Source organism: Alloyangia mangrovi (genome assembly GCF_002300555.2).
GTDB lineage: Bacteria > Pseudomonadota > Alphaproteobacteria > Rhodobacterales > Rhodobacteraceae > Salipiger > Salipiger mangrovi.
In genome coordinates, this window is the sequence record NZ_NTHN02000005.1 from 54,188 (window position 1) to 72,404 (window position 18,217).

20 protein-coding genes and 2 pseudogenes are annotated in these 18,217 nt (G+C 65.5%); 4 read left to right on the plus strand and 18 right to left on the minus strand.

Annotation, left to right across the window (positions count from 1 at the left end):
* Positions 1-5 precede the first annotated feature (5 nt).
* The 11 genes and pseudogenes from CLG85_RS04290 to tatA all read right to left on the minus strand — a co-directional run bounded on the left by CLG85_RS04290 (position 6) and on the right by tatA (position 9,604).
* Entirely contained in the window at positions 6-782 is a 777-nt protein-coding gene (locus CLG85_RS04290) for an L-iditol 2-dehydrogenase (RefSeq protein ID WP_095883946.1), read from the minus strand.
* A complete protein-coding gene (locus CLG85_RS04295) occupies positions 779-1,783 on the minus strand; it encodes an ABC transporter ATP-binding protein (protein ID WP_095883945.1) in 1,005 nt (334 codons plus the stop codon). Before CLG85_RS04295 ends, CLG85_RS04290 begins: the two co-directional genes overlap by 4 nt.
* 14 nt (positions 1,784-1,797) lie before the next feature.
* A complete protein-coding gene (locus tag CLG85_RS04300) occupies positions 1,798-2,628 on the minus strand; it encodes a carbohydrate ABC transporter permease (protein ID WP_095883944.1) in 831 nt (276 codons plus the stop codon).
* Between the two features lie 85 nt (positions 2,629-2,713).
* Positions 2,714-3,587: pseudogene (locus tag CLG85_RS04305) on the minus strand (carbohydrate ABC transporter permease).
* Positions 3,588-3,882: 295 nt separating this feature from the next.
* A complete protein-coding gene (locus CLG85_RS04310) occupies positions 3,883-5,199 on the minus strand; it encodes an ABC transporter substrate-binding protein (RefSeq protein ID WP_095883942.1) in 1,317 nt (438 codons plus the stop codon).
* 131 nt (positions 5,200-5,330) lie between these two features.
* The gene (locus CLG85_RS04315; protein WP_095883941.1) at positions 5,331-6,293 is read right to left on the minus strand and encodes a sugar-binding transcriptional regulator; all 963 of its coding nucleotides are present in this window, start codon (positions 6,291-6,293) and stop codon (positions 5,331-5,333) included.
* 2 nt (positions 6,294-6,295) lie between these two features.
* Positions 6,296-6,979, minus strand: a complete 684-nt coding sequence (locus tag CLG85_RS04320) for an HAD family hydrolase (RefSeq protein WP_260348489.1) — start codon at positions 6,977-6,979, stop codon at positions 6,296-6,298.
* A gap of 158 nt (positions 6,980-7,137) precedes the next feature.
* Positions 7,138-7,935: an ATP-binding protein gene (locus tag CLG85_RS04325; protein WP_263619904.1), complete on the minus strand. Its 798-nt coding sequence runs from the start codon at positions 7,933-7,935 to the stop codon at positions 7,138-7,140.
* A gap of 41 nt (positions 7,936-7,976) precedes the next feature.
* Positions 7,977-8,903: a twin-arginine translocase subunit TatC gene (gene tatC / locus CLG85_RS04330; protein ID WP_095882163.1), complete on the minus strand. Its 927-nt coding sequence runs from the start codon at positions 8,901-8,903 to the stop codon at positions 7,977-7,979.
* Positions 8,900-9,384, minus strand: a pseudogene (tatB, locus tag CLG85_RS04335) (Sec-independent protein translocase protein TatB). The gene tatC and the pseudogene tatB overlap by 4 nt, the downstream one beginning before the upstream one ends.
* 4 nt (positions 9,385-9,388) lie before the next feature.
* A complete protein-coding gene (gene tatA / locus CLG85_RS04340; RefSeq protein WP_095882161.1) occupies positions 9,389-9,604 on the minus strand; it encodes a twin-arginine translocase TatA/TatE family subunit in 216 nt (71 codons plus the stop codon).
* A 248-nt stretch (positions 9,605-9,852) separates the two neighbouring features.
* On the opposite strand from tatA, the gene CLG85_RS04345 reads away from it, so the two are divergent.
* On the plus strand, positions 9,853-10,515 hold the full coding sequence (locus CLG85_RS04345; RefSeq protein WP_095882160.1) for a helix-turn-helix transcriptional regulator: 663 nt from the start codon (positions 9,853-9,855) through the stop codon (positions 10,513-10,515).
* 6 nt (positions 10,516-10,521) lie between these two features.
* Here CLG85_RS04345 and CLG85_RS04350 read toward each other — a convergent pair whose 3' ends face one another.
* The 4 genes from CLG85_RS04350 to CLG85_RS04365 form a co-directional block, all read right to left on the minus strand.
* Positions 10,522-10,989 carry an SRPBCC family protein gene (locus CLG85_RS04350; RefSeq protein ID WP_095882159.1) on the minus strand — a complete coding sequence of 156 codons (468 nt, stop codon included), beginning with the start codon at positions 10,987-10,989 and terminating at the stop codon, positions 10,522-10,524.
* Positions 10,986-11,327 (minus strand): ArsR/SmtB family transcription factor, encoded by a 342-nt coding sequence (locus CLG85_RS04355; protein WP_095882158.1) that lies wholly within the window; start codon positions 11,325-11,327, stop codon positions 10,986-10,988. The genes CLG85_RS04350 and CLG85_RS04355 overlap by 4 nt, the downstream gene beginning before the upstream one ends.
* Before the next feature lie 189 nt (positions 11,328-11,516).
* Positions 11,517-12,089, minus strand: coding sequence for a YceI family protein (locus tag CLG85_RS04360; RefSeq protein WP_095882157.1), 573 nt, complete (start codon positions 12,087-12,089; stop codon positions 11,517-11,519).
* Between the two features lie 284 nt (positions 12,090-12,373).
* Positions 12,374-12,592, minus strand: coding sequence for a hypothetical protein (locus CLG85_RS04365; protein WP_095882156.1), 219 nt, complete (start codon positions 12,590-12,592; stop codon positions 12,374-12,376).
* Between the two features lie 306 nt (positions 12,593-12,898).
* Here CLG85_RS04365 and rpsF point away from each other — a divergent pair, with 306 nt between their 5' ends.
* From rpsF to rplI, 3 genes are read left to right on the plus strand one after another with little or no spacing between them, the layout of a single operon-like run.
* Entirely contained in the window at positions 12,899-13,261 is a 363-nt protein-coding gene (gene rpsF, locus CLG85_RS04370) for a 30S ribosomal protein S6 (RefSeq protein ID WP_092420916.1), read from the plus strand.
* Positions 13,262-13,284: 23 nt separating this feature from the next.
* Positions 13,285-13,512: a 30S ribosomal protein S18 gene (gene rpsR / locus CLG85_RS04375; RefSeq protein ID WP_089844216.1), complete on the plus strand. Its 228-nt coding sequence runs from the start codon at positions 13,285-13,287 to the stop codon at positions 13,510-13,512.
* Between the two features lie 12 nt (positions 13,513-13,524).
* Positions 13,525-14,130 carry a 50S ribosomal protein L9 gene (rplI, locus tag CLG85_RS04380; RefSeq protein ID WP_095882155.1) on the plus strand — a complete coding sequence of 202 codons (606 nt, stop codon included), beginning with the start codon at positions 13,525-13,527 and terminating at the stop codon, positions 14,128-14,130.
* Positions 14,131-14,215: 85 nt separating this feature from the next.
* On the opposite strand, the gene CLG85_RS04385 is transcribed toward rplI, so the two are convergent.
* The 3 genes from CLG85_RS04385 to CLG85_RS04395 all read right to left on the minus strand — a co-directional run bounded on the left by CLG85_RS04385 (position 14,216) and on the right by CLG85_RS04395 (position 18,216).
* Positions 14,216-14,899 carry a DUF2270 domain-containing protein gene (locus CLG85_RS04385; protein ID WP_095882154.1) on the minus strand — a complete coding sequence of 228 codons (684 nt, stop codon included), beginning with the start codon at positions 14,897-14,899 and terminating at the stop codon, positions 14,216-14,218.
* 155 nt (positions 14,900-15,054) lie between these two features.
* Positions 15,055-16,386 carry a trigger factor gene (gene tig / locus CLG85_RS04390; RefSeq protein WP_095882153.1) on the minus strand — a complete coding sequence of 444 codons (1,332 nt, stop codon included), beginning with the start codon at positions 16,384-16,386 and terminating at the stop codon, positions 15,055-15,057.
* A gap of 396 nt (positions 16,387-16,782) precedes the next feature.
* Positions 16,783-18,216 carry an NAD(P)(+) transhydrogenase (Re/Si-specific) subunit beta gene (locus CLG85_RS04395; RefSeq protein WP_095882152.1) on the minus strand — a complete coding sequence of 478 codons (1,434 nt, stop codon included), beginning with the start codon at positions 18,214-18,216 and terminating at the stop codon, positions 16,783-16,785.
* Between the last annotated feature and the right edge of the window lies 1 nt (position 18,217).

The window sequence follows — 18,217 nt, forward strand, 5'->3', positions numbered from 1 at the left end:
CTCCGTCAGCTCATCCATTGGCCGCCGTCGACGTTGTAGGTCTGGGCGACGATGTAGTCGGCCTCATCCGAGGCGAGAAAGACGGCCATGCCGGTGAGGTCTTCGGCACGGCCCATGCGGCCATAGGGGACGGCCTCGCCGACCTCGCGCTTCTTCTGGCCGAGCGGCTTGTTTTCATACTTGGCGAAGAAGGCATCGACGCCGTCCCAATGCTCGCCGTCGACCACGCCGGGGGCGATGGCGTTGACGTTGATGCCATGCTCGACGAGGTTCAGCGCCGCCGATTGCGTCAGGCTGATCACCGCCGCCTTGGAGGCGCAGTAGACCGCCACCAGCGGCTCGCCGCGGCGGCCCGCCTGGCTGGCCATATTGATGATTTTCCCGCCTCCACCGCGTTCTATCATGTGCCCGGCAACGGCCTGCATGGTGAAGAGCACCCCTGCGACGTTGATGTCGAAGACCCGGGCGTAGTCGGCGCGGGTGATCTCGACCAGCGGCGCGGCGGTAAAGAGCGCGGCGTTGTTGATCAGGATGTCGATGCGGCCAAGGCGGGCGACGGTCTCGGCCACCGCGCTGTCGATGCTGGCCTGGTCGGTGACGTCCATGTGCACCGCGATCGCCCCCTCGCCGAGCGCCTCGGCCGTGGCCTCGGCCCGCGCGAGGTCGATATCGGCAATCGCCACCTTCGCCCCCTCGCGCAGGTAAGCCTCGGCAAAGGCTGCGCCGATGCCACGCGCCGCCCCGGTGATCAGGGCGCATTTGCCCTGCAGACGAAGGCTCATACCCGCAGCCCCTGCTTGTCGAAGCGGTGCAGCTTGCTCTCATCCGGGGTCAGGAAGATGCGATCGCCGTGGCGCACCGGCATCTCGCCGTCGACCCGTACGGTCATCGGCTCGTCCCCAAGCCCGTGGTCATGCACGTGCAGGAAGGTGTCGGAGCCGAGGTGCTCGGCCACGCCCACGGTCCCCTGCCACAGCCCGCCCTCGGTCGAGGCGGCGAGGTGCTCGGGACGGATCCCGATGGTCGCGACACCATGCTTGGCCGCCTCCGCGCCGCGGATCAGGTTCATCTTCGGCGAGCCGATGAAACCCGCGACGAACTCGTTCTGCGGCCTGTGGTACAGGTCCAGCGGCGAGCCCACCTGTTCGATGTTGCCGGCGCGCAGCACGACGATCTTGTCGGCCATGGTCATCGCCTCGACCTGGTCGTGCGTCACGTAGATCATCGTCGTCTTCAGCGCGTTGTGCAGTTCCGAGATCTCGAGCCGCATGTTCACCCGCAGCGCCGCGTCGAGGTTCGACAGCGGCTCGTCGAAGAGGAAGGCCGAAGGCTCGCGCACGATGGCACGGCCGATGGCGACCCGCTGGCGCTGCCCGCCCGAGAGCTGACCCGGCCGCCGGTCGAGGTAGTCGCTCAGGTTGAGCGATTTCGCCGCTGCCTCGATACGGCGGTTCTGCTCGTCCTGCGGCACCCCCGCCATCTTCATCGGGAAGGCGATGTTCTTGCGCACCGACATGTGCGGGTAAAGGGCATAGCTCTGGAACACCATCGCCAGCCCGCGCTTGGCGGGGGGCATGTCCGTGGCGTCCTCGCCATCGATGCGGATCTGGCCCGAGGTCACGTCCTCGAGCCCTGCGATCAGCCGCAGCAGCGTGGACTTGCCGCAGCCCGAGGGGCCGACGAAGACCACGAACTCGCCGTCGTTGATGGTCAGATCCAGCGGCGGGATGACGTTCACTTCGCCGAAGCTCTTGGTCACCTTGTCGAGGGTAATGCGTCCCATGTCTGGTTCCTTCCTTATTTCACCGCGCCGAAGGTCAGGCCGCGGACAAGTTGCTTCTGGCTGAACCAGCCCATGATGAGGATCGGCGCGATGGCCATGGTCGAAGCCGCCGAGAGCTTGGCGTAGAACAGGCCCTCGGGGGACGAGTAGCTGGCGATGAAGGCGGTGAGCGGTGCCGCCTTGGCCGCCGTCAGGTTGAGTGTCCAGAAGGCCTCGTTCCACGCCAGGATGATGTTGAGCAGCAGGGTCGAGGCGATCCCCGGCACCGCCATCGGCGTCAGCACGTGGATCAGCTCGTTCTTCAGAGAGGCCCCGTCCATGCGCGCCGCCTCGAGGATCTCGCCGGGGATCTCCTTGAAGTAGGTGTAGAGCATCCAGATGATGATCGGCAGGTTGATCAGCGTCAGCACGATGACGAGACCGATGCGCGTGTCGAGCAACCCAAGGTTGCGGAAGATCAGGTAGATCGGCACCAGCACGCCGACCGGGGGCAGCATCTTCGTGCTGAGCATCCACATCAGCACATCCTTGGTGCGCTTGCCGGGCACGAAGGCCATGGCCCAGGCCGCCGGGATGGCGATCAGGAGGCCGATCAGCGTCGAGCCGAGCGAGATCACCACCGAGTTCCAGAAGTGCCGGAAGTAGTTCGACCGCTCCTGCACCGTGGCGTAGCTCTCGAAGGTCCAGGCCGAGCCCAGCACCTCGAAGGGGGTCTTGATCGCATCGCCCTCGGATTTGAACGAGAGGATGAAGATCCACAAGATCGGGAAGAAGATCGCGAGCCCCACGAGCCAGGCCAGCACGGTCACCACGGCCTTGCGACGGTTCGTCACTTTGCGTGCCATCTCAGCCCCTCCCACTCAGTTTTTCGAAAATTTGCGGGGCCTTGGCGGCAACGCCCGCGCGGAAATTTGCAGGTGCCGGCATCGCTCAGGCCTCCAGGTTCTTGCCGATCATCCGCATCAGGAAGATCGCCACGATATTGGCCAGGATGATCGCCACCACGCCCCCGGCCGAGCCGCCGCCCACATCAAACTGCAGCAGCGACTGCATGTAGATGAGGTAGGTCAGGTTGGTGGAGGCCACGCCCGGCCCGCCGTTGGTGGTCACGAGGATCTCGGCGAAGACCGACAGCAGGAAAATGGTCTGGATCAGGATGACCACGGTGATGGCGCGCGCGAGGTGCGGCAGCATGATGTAGAAGAAGCGCGACAGCGGCCCTGCCCCGTCCATCTCGGCGGCCTCGAGTTGTTCCTGGTCCAGCGACTGCAGCGCGGTGAGCAGGATCAGCGTGGCGAATGGCAGCCATTGCCAGCTGACAATAAAGATGATCGAGCCGAGCGGCGCCTGCGCGAGGAAGTCATAGGGCTGCAGGCCGAAGAACTTGGCGAGATGCGCGAAAAGCCCGTTCACCGGGTTCATGAACATGTTCTTCCAGACCAGCGCCGAGACGGTGGGCATGACGAAGAAGGGCGCGATCACCAGGATGCGCACGATGCCCTGCCCCCAGAACGGCTGGTCCATCAGCAGCGCCAGCAGCGTGCCGCCGACGGTGGTGATCAGCAGCACCCCCCCCGACCAGCAGAAGCGTGTTCCACAGCGCGGCGGTGAAGGCGGGATCGGTCAGGAAGAACTTGTAGTTGGTCCAGCCGGTGAACTCCTCCATCCCCGGCATCAGCAGGTTGTAGCGCAGGAACGAGAAGTAGAGCGTCAGCGACAGCGGCACGATCATCCAGCCGAGCAGCAGCAGGACCGCGGGCGAGATCATGAGCCGGGCAGCGGCGCGGGAAGCTTTGGTGGCCATGGCCGGTCTCCCTGGGACTTGGGGCGTGGGTCTGGGGGTTTGGGTCTTGAGGCTTGGGAATGAGCGCTTCCGGGGCGCCCGCGCGGAGGGGGGGCCTGCGGGCGTTGCCCCGGAAGCAGAGGACCCGGATCGGCCGCCGCCCCCGGGTGAGGACGGAAGGCGCGCTGCCCCGGGGCGCGATCTTGCGCCGCGTTTCCGGGGTCGGCCGGGCCGGGTGCGCCATCGGACCTGGAGGAGGACGGGCCCCATCGATCCCCGGAGGGCCCGCCGGTCCGTGGCTGTTCCCGAGGCAGGCTTACTTGATGTAGCCGGCCTTCATCATCTCACGCTCGGTGAGCATCTGCGCCGACTGCAGCGCCTGTTCGGCCGTCACCTGCCCCGCGAGCGCGGCAGAGAACTGCTGGCCGACCGCCGTGCCGAGACCCTGGAACTCGGGGATGGCGACGAACTGGACCCCCACGTAGGGCACCTCGTCGACCGTCGGGTTCTGCGGATCCGCGGCATTGATCGAGTCCAGCGTCATCTTGGCGAAGGGCGCGGCCTCGAGGTACTCGGGGTTCTCGTAGAGCGAGGTGCGGGTGCCCGGCGGCACGTTTGCCCAGCCCTCTTTCGAGGCGACCAGTTCGAGGTACTCCTTGGAGGTGGCCCATTCGACAAACGCCTTGGCCGCGTCTTCCTTCTGGGTGCCGGCGGGAATGCCGAGGTTCCAGGCCCAGAGCCAGTTGCCGCGCTTGCCGAGACCCTTGTCGGGCGCCAGCGCGAAGCCGACCTTGTCGGCGACGGTGCTGTCGGTGGCGTTGGTCACGAAGGAGGCCGCCACGGTGGCGTCGATCCACATGCCGCATTTGCCCGACTGGAACAGCGCGAGGTTCTCGTTGAAGCCGTTCGACGAGGCACCCGGCGGGCCGTAGTTGTTCATCAGGTCGAGGTAGTCGGTCAGCGTCGCCTTCCAGGCCTCGCTGTCGAACTGGGGCTTCCAGTCCATGTCGAACCAGCGCGCGCCGTAGGAGTTGGACATGGCGGTGAGGAAGGCCATGTTCTCGCCCCAGCCGGCCTTGCCGCGCAGACAGATGCCGTAAACCTCGTTGTCCTTGTCGGTCATCGCCGCCGCGGCTTCCTTGATGAAGTCCCAGGTCGGCGCCTCGGGCATCTCGAGCCCGGCGGCCTCGATCAGGTCCTTGCGGTACATGACCATCGAGCTCTCGCCGTAGAAGGGCGCGGCATAGAGATGATCGTCCACGGTCAGGCCGCCGCGGATCGCCGGCAGGATGTCGTCCGCATCGTAGCTTTCGGGCAGGTCGTCGAGGCTGACCAGCCAGCCGCGCTCGCCCCAGATCGGAACCTCGTAGGTGCCGATGGTCATCACGTCGAACTGGCCGCCCTTGGTGGCCACGTCCTGGGTCACGCGCTGGCGCAGCACGTTCTCTTCAAGCGTCACCCATTCGACCTTGATGTCGGGGTGCGCCTCGTAGAAGGCGTCCATCAGACCCTGCATGCGGATCATATCGCCGTTGTTCACCGTCGCGACGGTGATCGTGGTCTCTGCAAGCGCCGCGGTGCCGAGGGCACCGAGAGCGCACGCGCCCATGAGCGCGCGGATGGTAACTGACATGAGAAATCCTCCCTGAATTCCGACACTGGGCTTTGCGCTCGCTCTCCTCTGGATGAGCAACTGCCCGCGTGATGGGCAAATGCTCACTCAAAGCCATGAGTCGAGTCAAGCCCAATTTCGGCGCAAAGCCTTTAGGAAGTGCTGAGGATTTCGGCGGCGGTGAGTTCGTCGGTGATCAGACCCTGGATCAGACGCCCCTTAAGAGCGGCCCGCAACGCCTTGATCTTGCTGACACCTCCGGCAACGCAGATCACCGGATTCTGGTTCTGCGGCACGCGCACGCCGACCATGAACTCATTCACGGGATGATCGAGGTAGCGCCCCTCGGCATCGAAGACGTGGCCACCCAGTTCCCCGGCTGCGCCCGCCGCGCGCAGGCTGGCGAGCTCCTCTGCGGTGATGAACCCGTCGACGAGGAGTGGCGCGTCATCCGCCATCTGGCCGATTCCGACCACGGTCACATCGGCCTCCTTGGCGAGCGCGCGCGAGCTGACCACATGCGGCAGGTTGCGGTAGGTGGCAAACTCCTCGGCGTCGCGCGCCATGACCGGCACCGACATCGGGTAGTGCGGCGCGCCGGTTTTGTCGGCGATGCGCATGATGACCTCGTAGAACGACGCCGAGCCGTCCGGCGCGACATTGCCGATCAGCGAGACCATGCGGTGCTGTCCGGCCGAGATGGTCTGCATCTGGTCGATCATTGCCCGCAGGGTACGCCCGGTGCCGAGCGCGATGAGCTGCGGCGTCTCCTGCGCGAAGATGCGCTCCATCTCGGCGGCGGCAAAGGGAGCGATGGCGCGCAGCGCGTCCTGCCCCGAATCCGCCCGCGGCGCGACCCGCGCCCGCACCAGCCCGAAGCGCTGGCGCAGCCCGCGTTCCAGCTCGAGACACTCGGCGATGGGATGGTCGATGCGGACCTTCACCAGCCCCTCGGCCACGGCCCGGGCCACGAGGCGCTGCGCGCGCTGGCGCGAGATGCCGAGCTCGTCGGCGATCTGGTCCTGCCGCAGCCCGCCGACGTAGTAGAGCCAGGCCGCGCGTGCCGCCAGATCGTCGGGAGAGGCGTCATCGCTGTCGAGGGTGCGCAGGGCCATGGTCACGTGCCTGTGAGAAAGAGGTCAGGGGCAAGATGCGGGAGTTCCGCGAAACTTGCAAATTGACGGTGCGGCACCGTCTCGGGATCCTGCGGCAGATCCCCGTCCGCAAGATGGCTGCCGCCGGTGAACTGCCAGACCGCCATGCCCGCCGCCAGCCCCGCGCCGATCCCGGCCAGCGAATCCTCGATCAGCAGGCAGCGCTCGGGCGGCACCCCGGCCTTTTCGGCGGCGCGCAGCGGCAGGTCGGGCGCGGGCTTGCCGCGCGTGACTTCCGAGGCGGTGGTGATCCGCCCTTCGAAGGCCTCGGTCAACCCAGTCATCGCAAGGCTCGAGGCCACCCGCGCCGGGCTGGAACTGGTGGCGAGACCATAGGGCACCGCAAGCCGGGCCAGCACCTCGCGCAGATGCGGCATGACTTTCAGCCCTTCCGCCTCGAAGGCGGCAATGAGCCGGGCGCGGTAGTCGGCCTCGAAGCCCTCGGGCAGCGTGATGCCGAATTCTTCGCGGATCTGCGCGATCACCGTGGGGTAGCTGCGACCGAGGAAATGCCGCGCGACATAGGGGATGTCCACCGCGACGCCCTGCTGCGCCAGCTCTGCCACCAGCATGCGCAGCGAGATGATCTCGCTGTCCACGACAACGCCGTCGAAATCGAACAGCACCAGCTCTATCGGCTGCGACATGCCTGCTCCCCCAGAGTTTTGCGCATCTCGCCCGAAGGGACATCCGGCTGCAACCTTGGAGTCGCGTTTTTCCGGAGAGATGACGGCGCGGGCCACAGGAAAAGGGCCAGGGAATATCCCCGGCCCCATCCTCATTCTTCGAATAGCCGACCCCGGCCTCAGCCGATCTTCACGCCCTTGCGGCCCGCGAGATCGAGGAAATACTGCCAGGCCACCCGGCCCGAGCGGGCGCCGCGCGTGGCCTGCCATTCGATCGCCTCGGCGCGCAGCGTCTCGTCGTCGATCTCGACGCCGTGCTCGGCACAATAGCCGTGGATCATCGCCAGGTACTCGTCCTGCGAGCACGGATGAAACCCGAGCCAGAGCCCGAAGCGGTCCGAGAGCGAGACCTTCTCCTCCACCGCCTCGGAGGGGCTGATCGAGGTGCTGCGCTCGTTCTCGATCATGTCGCGCGGCATCAGGTGCCGGCGGTTCGAGGTGGCGTAGAAGAGCACATTCTCGGGCCGCCCCTCGATGCCGCCGTCCAGCACCGCCTTGAGGCTTTTGTAATGCTGGTCGTCATGGCTGAACGACAGGTCGTCGCAGAACAGCACGAAACGCTCGGGCGCGCCGCGCAGCAGATTCAGCAGCCGGCCCACCGAGGGCAGGTCCTCGCGCTGCAGCTCGACCAGTTTCAGCGCCTGTCCCCGCGCGCGAACCTCGGCGTGCACTGCCTTGACAATGCTGGATTTCCCCATGCCGCGCGCGCCCCACAGAAGGGCATTGTTGGCGGGCAGCCCGCGGGCGAACTGCAGGGTGTTCGACAGCAGCGTATCGCGCGAGCGGTCGATGCCCACCAGCAGTTTCAGGTCGATCCGGTTCACCTGCGGCACCGGCTCCAGCCGGTCCGGTTCGGTGTGCCAGACAAAGGCATCCGCCGCACCGAACTCCGGGGCGGCAAGAGGCGCCGGAGCCATTCGCTCCAGCGCCTCCGCGATGCGTTTCAACGCTTTCTTCGTCACGTGGTGCGGTCCTCCTCGACCTCTTCCTCGTCATCTTCGAACCAGAGGCCCTGGGCACGCAGCTCCTTCTCGCGCTTCTTCTCGACCAGGCGGACGAGGAAAATCGAGATCTCGTAGAGGCCGTAGACCACCACGAAGAGGATCACCTGCGTGGTGACATCGGGCGGGGTGACCAGCGCGGCCAGCACGAGGATCGCCACCACGGCGTATTTGCGCACCGATGACAGGCCCTCGGCCGAGACCAGCCCAGCCTTGCCCATCAGCGTCAGCAGCACCGGCAGCTGGAAGCAGAGGCCAAATGCGACGATGAACTTGAGCGTGATGTCGAGGCTCTCGTTGACCTTGCCGAAGAAGGTGATCTTCATCCCCTCGGCGGTCTCGGGGACCACGGCGGTATCCGCCGGAAGATCGGCGGGCATGCCATCGGTCGCACGCTGCAGAAGGTCGGCGAAGATCGAACTCACGTCGGCAAAGCCGAGGAAGAACTGCATCGCCAGCGGCGTCACGACGAAATGGGCAAAGCTCGCGCCCAGCAGGAACATGATCGGCGAGGCGATCATGAACGGCAGGAAGGCGTTCTTCTCGGACTTGTAGAGCCCCGGCGCGACGAAGCGCCAGAGCTGGAACGAGATCACCGGGAAGGCCAGCCCGAAACCGAAGACCATCGAAATGCGGAACAGGGTGAACAGGTATTCCTGCGGCGAGGTGTACTGCATGGTGGGCGACGGATCGCCGAGCGCGCGCAGCGTCTCCTCGATCGGGCCCAGCAGGAACTGCAGCAGCGGCTCGGCCACGGTGAAGGCCAGCACGATGCCCACGATGAACGCCAGAACGGCCCGGATGAGCCGCGTGCGCAGCTCCGCCAAGTGCTCGATCAGCGGCGCCGAGCTGTCGTCGATATCGTCATGGTCCAGCTGGCTCATGCGTCACCGTCTTTCTTAAGTTGCGCTTCCAGCTCCTCGGCCTTCTTCGCGGACTCTTCTGCGCGCTTCATCGCCGCTTCTGCCTCGCGCTTCTGGCGCTCGGCTGCGGCGCGGGCGGCACCGGCCTCGATCTTCTGCTTGTTCCCCGCCCGCTCGGCCTCGAGCGCGCCGGGATCCTCTTTCAGCCCCTCCGTTTTTTTTGGGGGGGCGTCGGGTCGGTCATCGACTTGGCGGCATCGCGCACCCCGTCCATGGCCGAGCTCACCGGGTTGGTCGCCGTCTTGAGCGTCTTGGCCACGTCGCGCACGCCCGCCTCGTCCGCCGCGTCGTTCATCGCGCGGCTGAACTCGCGCGCCATGCCGCGCGCCTTGCCCATGAAGCGACCTACATTGCGGAACAGCACCGGCAGATCCTTGGGGCCCACGACAATGAGCGCCACGATCCCGATGACCATGAGTTCCGACCAGCCAAGATCGAACATGGGATCAGACCTTGTCCTTCTCGCTCTCCGGGGTCACGTCCTTGGCCTCGGCAGCTTTTTCGTCCTCGAGTTCCTTGGCGCCGTCGTTCACGCCCTTCTTGAAGGCGGTGATGCCCTTGCCGACCTCGCCCATGAGGTTGGAAATCTTGCCGCGGCCGAACAGAACCAGCACCACGACGGCGATCAGAAGAAGGCCCGGAAGGCCGATGTTGTTGAGCATGTCCTTAGTCTCCCTTTGGCCGCTCCAACCCAGTGCGGGCGTCCCCGAAGCGGCACGTCGAAATCTGTTCCCGGGTTGTAGGATCCTTCCCCGCGGCGCGGAAGTCGCAAAGCCGGGGCGGGCGGGCGCCAGAGGGGGTTTTCTTTCGGCTTTTTGACACTATCCTGTCAGGTGACATAAATCTGTCAGTTGGAGTGCTGACCTCTCCCCGCCGATCTCGCGAATCGCCCATGCCCGGAGCGCCACGAATGAAGAAGACGGACCGACTCGCCACCCTCATGCAGAGGCTCAAGGACGGATCGCTGCACACCGCCGAGGCGCTTTCCGAAGAGCTGGGCGTCTCGGTGCGCACCATCTACCGCGACATGGACACGCTGGCCGCCTCCGGCGTGCCGGTTGAGGGCGAGCGCGGCCGGGGCTACACCGCGCGCGCCGCCTTCACCCTGCCGCCGCTGAACCTGACTGAGTTGGAACTGGAGGCGCTGCACCTCGGGCTCGCCGCCGTCGGACAGGGCGGCATGGCCGATCTTGCCGAAGCGGCCGAGGCGCTCTCGGCCCGGATCGACGCTCTGCTGCCCGAGGATGGCACCACGGGCGGCGCCTTCGGCTTTGCCACCTACCCGTTCCGCGACGCCGCCGAGGGCTTCCGCTTCATGCCCGACTTCCGCGCCGCGATCCGCGCGCGGCAGAAGCTGCGGGTGACGCTGAAGGACCGCGCCGCGCCGCAGGACCTGCGCCCACTGCACATGGACTACTGGGGCCGCATCTGGACCTGCATCACCTGGAACGAGACCCTGCGCGGCTTCGAGACTGTCCGCATCGACCAGGTGACCGGAGTGACACCCCTGTCCGGGCTCTTCGTCGATGAGCCCGGCAAGAGCCTCGCCGATTTCCGCGCCGGGCGCGGCTGAGGGGGCTCAGAGCAGCGTCCTGGCGTATTCCTCAAGCTGGGTCGCCACGGTGCCCCAGCCGTCGTAGAAGCCCATCTGCTCATGCGTTTGGCGCGCTTCCGCGCTCCGGTGCCGGGCGGTGGCAGTGTAGCGCGTGCCGCCGTTGCCGTCGCTCTCGAATTCGACGATGGCAGTCATGAAGGGATCGGGCGCGGGCTTCCAACCCTCTGAATAGGCATCTGAAAACACCAGCCGCCGCTGCGGCACCACCTCGAGCCAGACACCGTTGTTCTGCATCTCGTTGCCCTCGACGTTGAAGGTGGTGTTGAACCGCCCGCCGACCCGCAGATCGATGTCGCAGGAGGTCACGCTGTGCGGTTTCGGAACGAAGAACTGCTTGATGTGTTCAGGCGTCGTCCAGCACTCCCAGAGCAATTCGGGCGGGGCCGCGATGGTGCGGGTGAAGGACAGGTCGGTTTCGGGGTCGAGGATCATGTCTTGCGCTCCTTCATGAGCCTTGTGACGTAGTCGTCGAGCCGGTTGAGCCGGCCCTCCCAGATCGCGCGCTGCGCACCGAGCCAGTCCTGCACCGGCGCGAAGGCCTCCGGCGACAACTCGCAATGGCGCACCCGGCCTTCCTTTGTCGAAATGACGAGGCCGGCGTCTTCCAACTTCCTCAGGTGCGCCATGAACGACGGCAAGGCCATGTCGTGCGGCGCGGCCAGTTCGCTCACGCTCGCCCTGCCCCGCGCCAGCCGCGCGAGGATCGCGCGCCGCGTCGGATCGGCCAGGGCCGCGAAATGCAGGTCGAGCAGGGAATCAAACTTAGCCATGTAGCTAACTATACATGCCTGCGCGTCGCCCCCAACGAAAACTTAGCCTCCAAGCTAACTGTCCAGAAGGTCCGGCCCCGGAACGACAAACCCCGCTGCCATCAGCAGCGGGGGTGCACTTGTACCGATATTGATGGGTCACTCGTTACCAAGGACGCCCTGTCCCCGCGGGGACAGGGCTGAAACGGGTCACTCGGCCTTCATCGCCTCGATCGAGATCTCCACCTCGACCTCGTCGCTGACGTAGGGGGCGAACATGCCGAGGTTGTAGTCCGAGCGGATCAGCGTGGTGGTGGCGTGGAAGCCCAGCCAGGGCTTGCCTTCCATCGGATGATCGCCGGCCTGGGTCAGGACCGCGTCGAGCACGACTTCCTTGGTCACGCCGTTCAGCGTCAGGTCGCCGGTGATCAGGCCGGTGTCGTCTCCGGTCACTTCGATGGATTTCGAGGTGAAGGAGACGGTCTTGTCATCCGACGCGCCGAAGAAGTCGTCGCTCATGAAGTGCTCGTAGCGACCTTCCCAGCCGGTGAGCATGGTGGTCACATCCCAGGAGGTCGTGACGCTGGACGCCGCCGGGTCTTCCGCGTCGTACTGGATTTCACCTTCGAAGCCGCCGAACATGCCGTAGCCGGTCGAGAAGCCGAGGTGGTTGTAGGAGAAGACGATCTGCGTGTGGCTGGCGTCGAAGACATAGGTCTCGGGCGCGGCGACGGCGGCGATCGGGGCGAGCGCGACGGCGCTGGCAAGGAGGAGGGTTTTCATGTCGGATATCTCCGGGAGGATGCGTTGCGATGCCCGACCATGTCGTCATTCGCCGCGCCGCGGCAATCCGGCCTGCCTCCACAGGGTCTGTGGAAAATCGAACAGTTGCACTCGCAGCCCGCGCACAGGTCGGAAGACGACCCCCGAAAACCGCCCTCTCCGCCCCCCGAGGCACCTGCACGAAAACCAAAAGGCCCGGGAAGCCCCGAGCCTTTCGTGTTCGCCTGGGCGTCCGTATCATCGTCCGGGCTACCCGCCCTGCACCTCGCCCGCCTGAACGCCCCCTAGCGCCGCTCGGCACAGACCAGCACTGCGCTCACCCCGCTGAGCAGCAGGAGCAGCGAGAGCATCAACCGCCCAAGCGACAGCCCGTGCTCGGCCTCTGGTACCAGCCAGAGGGCGAACGCCGAGAGCGCCAGTGCAAATCCGACGAACTGGCCACCGAGCCGGAGCAGATGGGCCGTAGCCTCCCCTTCGGGTGTATGAAAACTGCCCAAGGACATTGCGCCAAACTCCTTCACTCGTCACGCCGTTCCGCCCCCAGAACTGACGCCCAATCGCGACAGGATTGGGGCAATTCCGCGAAGCGGTTCCGGCCATTTTCAGCTCTGCCGCAAGGTTATCCGGCCAAAGTCTTGAGAAACCATTAATCAGGCCGCCAGCCCCCGATCGAGGCTTGTATCCGCGGGCTGAGAGTGTATAGAGCACCATCCCTCTGCAAGATGATGTGAACCGCGCAGACTCTCGTGGGCAGGAGCGGAGTGGATCGCCTGCCCTATGAAATGCGCCCGGATAGAAATGGAGCACACATGCCGCTTTATGAGCATGTTTTCATTGCGCGTCAGGACCTTTCCAACGCGCAGGCTGAAGGTCTCGTCGAACATTTCGGCACCGTCCTGTCGGACAACGGCGGCAAGGTCGTCGAATCCGAGTACTGGGGCGTGAAGACCATGGCCTACAAGATCAACAAGAACCGCAAGGGCCACTACGCCTTCCTCAAGACCGATGCACCCGCATCGGCCGTGCAGGAAATGGAGCGTCTGATGCGCCTGCATGACGACGTCATGCGCGTTCTGACGATCAAGGTCGAAGAGCATGCCGAGGGCCCCTCGGTGCAGATGCAGAAGCGCGACGAGCGCGAGGGCCGCGGCGAACGCCGTCCCCGCAACTGATCTGAACGAGAGGAGCTAAAACCATGGCTGCAAAACCGTTTTTCCGCCGCCGCAAGGTCTGCCCCTTCTCGGGCGACAATGCACCCAAGATCGACTACAAGGACACCCGTCTGCTGCAGCGCTACATCTCCGAGCGCGGCAAGATCGTCCCGTCCCGCATCACCGCAGTGTCGGCAAAGAAGCAGCGTGAACTGGCCCGTGCCATCAAGCGCGCCCGCTTCCTCGCCCTGCTGCCCTACGTCGTGAAATAAGGAGAGAGACCCATGCAAGTCATTCTTCTGGAGCGCGTGGCCAAGCTCGGCCAGATGGGCGATGTCGTCGACGTCAAACCCGGCTATGCCCGCAACTACCTGCTGCTGCAGGGCAAGGCGCTGACCGCCTCGAAAGAGAACATCGCCTCCTTCGAAGCACAGAAAGCCCAGCTCGAGGCCCGCAACCTCGAGTCGAAGCAAGAAGCAGAAGCGCTCGGCGCGAAGCTCGACGGCCAGCAGTTCGTCGTGATTCGCCAGGCGTCGGACGGCGGCAACCTCTACGGCTCGGTCACCACCCGTGACGCCGCAGATGTCGCCACCGCCGAAGGCTTCTCGCTGGACCGCAAGCAGGTGGTCATCCGCCTGCCGATCAAGGAACTCGGCGTGCACGAAGTCGAGGTGCACCTGCACCCCGAGGTGATGGTCACCATCAACCTCAACGTCGCACGTTCGCCCGAAGAGGCAGAGCTCCAGGCATCGGGCAAGTCGATCCAGGAACTCGCCGCCGAGGAAGAGGCCCAGGCCGAATTCGAGATCTCGGAACTCTTCGACGATCTCGGCAGCGCCGCCTCCGACGAAGACGAAGCCGCTCCGGCATCGGACGACGAAGAGGCCTGATCCACTTTCGGATCACCGCTTTGAGAACAGAAAGCCGCGCCGGTCCTTCCGGCGCGGCTTTTCCTTTTCCCAGATCGCAGCGGGCTCAGCCCATGCTGGTCTTGTCGTGGCGCATCCCGGCGCGGCGCTGGTCGTCGCGCCAGCTCCAGAGCGCCGCAGCGCCCCAGATCAGGCAGTAGAGCAGTCCGGCGGCCAGAACCAAGCCGCCATGGATCGGCCCCACGCCCGCGCGCGCCACGAAGTCCGCGGCCGAGGTCAGCGGCTCGGGGTGGACCAGCAGCTTGCCGATGTAGGCGATGCTCTGGATCAGCAGGATCCACACGTAATTGCGGCGGATCCTCCGGCCGATCGCCACCCAGACCGAGACATGGTAGCGCGGCTTCCAGTAGTCCTGCGCCAGCACCTCCTGCCAGCCCTCCTCCATGTGCAGGTCGCCGTCATGCAGCATGGGGGCGAAGAAATGCGTCTCCATCCAGCGGCAGCGCGCGCGCCAGACGTTGAAGTAGCGGTAGCGCCGCGCCTCGAGCATCAGGAAGAAGAGGATGAGGATCCCGACGAGGATCAGCGGCAGCGGCGAGGCGGCGGGCGAGCTGTAGGAGATCGAGAGCGCGATGCCGAGGGTGACCACCGCCCAGTTCGTCGTGGTGTCGAGCCGGGTACGCCAGATCGTCGAGCGGTAGACCTCGCCGCGGTAGAGATGTGCCAGCGCCCCGATCTCGGATGCATCCAGCACCTTGCGGCGCGCGTCGCCTGCGTGCGTTGACTCCATCGGGCGCCCTCCCTGCACTCAGGATCACACGCAAGCGCGCGCGGCGGCAAGGAAAATCCCCGCCGCAGCTGCAGCCTCGCCAGCGCCCCACCATGCCGCACATGCAAAAGGGCCGCCCGGAGGGCGGCCCTTCGTTCCGGCGATGAGGCGCGGAATTACTCTTCGTCGAGCGCTTCGACGGCCTTCATGAGGTCGTCCTTGGAGACCTCTTTCTCGGTCACGGTCGCGCCTGCGGCGATGTGGTCGATGACCTTGTCTTCGAAGATCGGCGCGCGCAGCTGCTGCTGCATCTGGGCGTTCTGGCGCACGAAGTCGAAGAAGGCACGTTCCTGGCCCGGGTACTGACGCGCCTGCATCATGATCGCCTGGGTCATCTCCTGGTCGGTCACCTCGACCTCGGCTTTCTGGCCGATCTCGGCGAGCAGCAGGCCAAGGCGCACGCGGCGCTCGGCAAGCTTGTTGTGCTCGTCGGTGGGCTCGATCTCGCCGTGGTTGTGGCCGTGATCGTCCGGGTGCTCTTCGTGGTAGAGCTGGTGCGCGATCTGCTTGGCTTCGGCTTCAACGAGGCTCGGCGGCAGCTCGAAGCTGACTTCCTTGTCGAGGGCGTCGAGCATGGCGCGCTTCAGCACCTGGCGCGATGCACCGGCGTATTCTGCTTCGAGACGCTCACGGATCTGGCCCTTCAGCGACTCGAGGTCCTCTGCGCCGAACTTCTTGGCCAGCTCGTCGTCGATCTCGGCAGCAACCGGCTCCTTGACGGCCTTGACGGTCACGTCGAAGACGGCGGCTTTGCCGGCGAGGTGCTCTGCACCGTATTCTTCCGGGAAGGTGACCTCCACGGCCTTTTCTTCCTCGACTTTCAGGCCGACCAGCTGCTCTTCGAAGCCGGGGATGAAGGAGCCGGAGCCGAGCAGCAGCGGGTAGTCTTCCGCCGAGCCGCCCTCGAAGGCTTCACCGTCGACCTTGCCGACGAAGTCGATGACGATCTGGTCGCCGTCTTTCGCCTTGGAGCCCTTGCGGCGGTCCTTGAAGTCCTGCGCGTTCTCGGCGAGCTGCGACAGCGCCTCGTCGACGGCGGCGTCATCGGCCTTCACCACGAGCTTCTCGAGCGACAGTTTCGACGCGTCGATTTCCGGAACTTCCGGCAGCTTCTCGTAGCTCATCTCGACGGCGACGTCGTCGCCCTCTTTCCAGTCGTCGTTGGTCATCTTGACCTGCGGCTGGAGCGCCGGGCGGTCGCCGGTCTTCTCGAAGTGCTCGTTCATCGCAGCATCGATGGCTTCCTGCATGCTTTCGCCCAGCACGCGCTGGCCGAACTGCTTCTTCAGCAGCGGCATGGGGACCTTGCCCTTGCGGAAGCCCTTCATCTCGATTTCCGGCTGCGCCTCGACGAGCTTTTCGTTCACCTTCGCATCGAGCTCTTCCGCGGTGAGGATGAGTTCGTAGGCGCGCTTCAGACCTTCGTTCAGCGTCTCGTTGACCTGCATGCCAATTCCCTTGTGGTCGTGATGCGAGGGCACGGAATCCGGCCCACCGCGAAATTCGAATTTGCGGTCTTCTATGCGTCCCGGAGGGCCCTTGCAAGGCGGAAACGCTCTTGTATGGCGGGCCATGGCGCCCCGAAGCGCACAAACCGCCGATTTCCTCCGGAAGCGGCCCGGGACCGGTGCCGCGCCCTGCCCCGATGCCGCGCTGCGGCACCGCGCCGCCATGCGTATTTGGAAAGAGAAGAAGCCCCGGGCGCTCTCTCTGCCCCTTCTTCTCTTTCCAAATACGCACTCGGAACCCGCCATTTGCCGCGCGCTGGGACCTGCGCGAGGCGGCAAAGACAAAGGCCCCGCCATCTCTGGCGGGGCCCCGTGTCTGTCGGTCGATCAAGCGGCTCAGCTGATCTTGTTCAGCAGTTCGCCGATCGACTGTTTCGCGTCACCGTAGTACATCCGCGTGTTGTCCTTGTAGAACAGCGGGTTCTCGATGCCCGAATAGCCGGTGCCCTGGCCGCGCTTGGAGACGAAGACCTGCTTGGCCTTCCACACTTCCAGAACCGGCATGCCGGCGATGGGCGAGTTGGGGTCTTCCTGCGCCGCGGGGTTCACGATGTCGTTCGAGCCGATGACGATGACCACATCGGTCTCGGGGAAGTCCTCGTTGATCTCGTCCATTTCCAGAACGATGTCGTAAGGCACCTTCGCCTCGGCCAGCAGCACGTTCATGTGGCCCGGCAGGCGGCCCGCCACGGGGTGGATGGCGAAACGCACCTCCTTGCCCTTGGCGCGCAGCTTGCGCGTCAGTTCCGCGACGTTCTGCTGCGCCTGTGCCACCGCCATGCCGTAGCCCGGCACGATGATGACGCTGTCGGCTTCCTCGAGCGCCGAGGCCACGCCGTCGACATCGATCGCAACCTGCTCGCCCTCGACCTCCATGGCCGGACCCGAGGTGCCGCCGAAGCCGCCGAGGATCACCGACACGAAGCTGCGGTTCATCGCCTTGCACATGATGTAGCTCAGGATCGCACCCGAGGAGCCCACCAGCGCACCGACGACGATCAGCAGGTCGTTCGACAGCGAGAAGCCGATGGCCGCCGCGGCCCAGCCCGAGTAGCTGTTCAGCATCGAGACCACCACCGGCATGTCGGCGCCGCCGATGCCCATGATCAGGTGGTAGCCGATGAAGAGCGCGCAGAGCGTCATGATCAGCACCGGGAAGAGCCCGCCGGTGTTCATGTACCAGATCAGGCAGATCACCGAGAGCGCCGCGGCGCCCGCGTTCAGGATGTGCCCGCCGGGCAGTTTCTCGGCCTTCGAGGACACCTTGCCCGCCAGCTTGCCGTAGGCGATCACCGAGCCGGTGAAGGTCACCGCGCCGATGAAGATGCCCAGGAAAAGCTCGACCTGCAGGATGCTGAGCTCGACCGGCGCCTTGTGGGCGACCAGCTCGGCGAAGGTGCCATGCACCGCCTCACCGGCAGCGCGCGCCTTCTCGACGCTGCGCATGGTGAGATGCGCGTTGAAGCCGACGAAGACCGCCGCGAGGCCCACCAGCGAGTGCATGGCGGCGACCAGCTGCGGCATCTCGGTCATCTCGACCTTCTTGGCCACATAGGTGCCGATGATGCCCCCCGCCGCGATCAGGATGACCGACAGCAGCCAGAGCCCCGAGCCCGGGCCGATCAGCGTGGCGAAGACCGCGAGGCCCATGCCGACGATGCCGTACCACACGGCGCGCTTGGCGCTTTCCTGCCCCGAGAGGCCGCCGAGCGACAGGATGAACAGAACGGCCGCGACCACATAGGCCGCCGTCGTGAATCCGAATTCCATA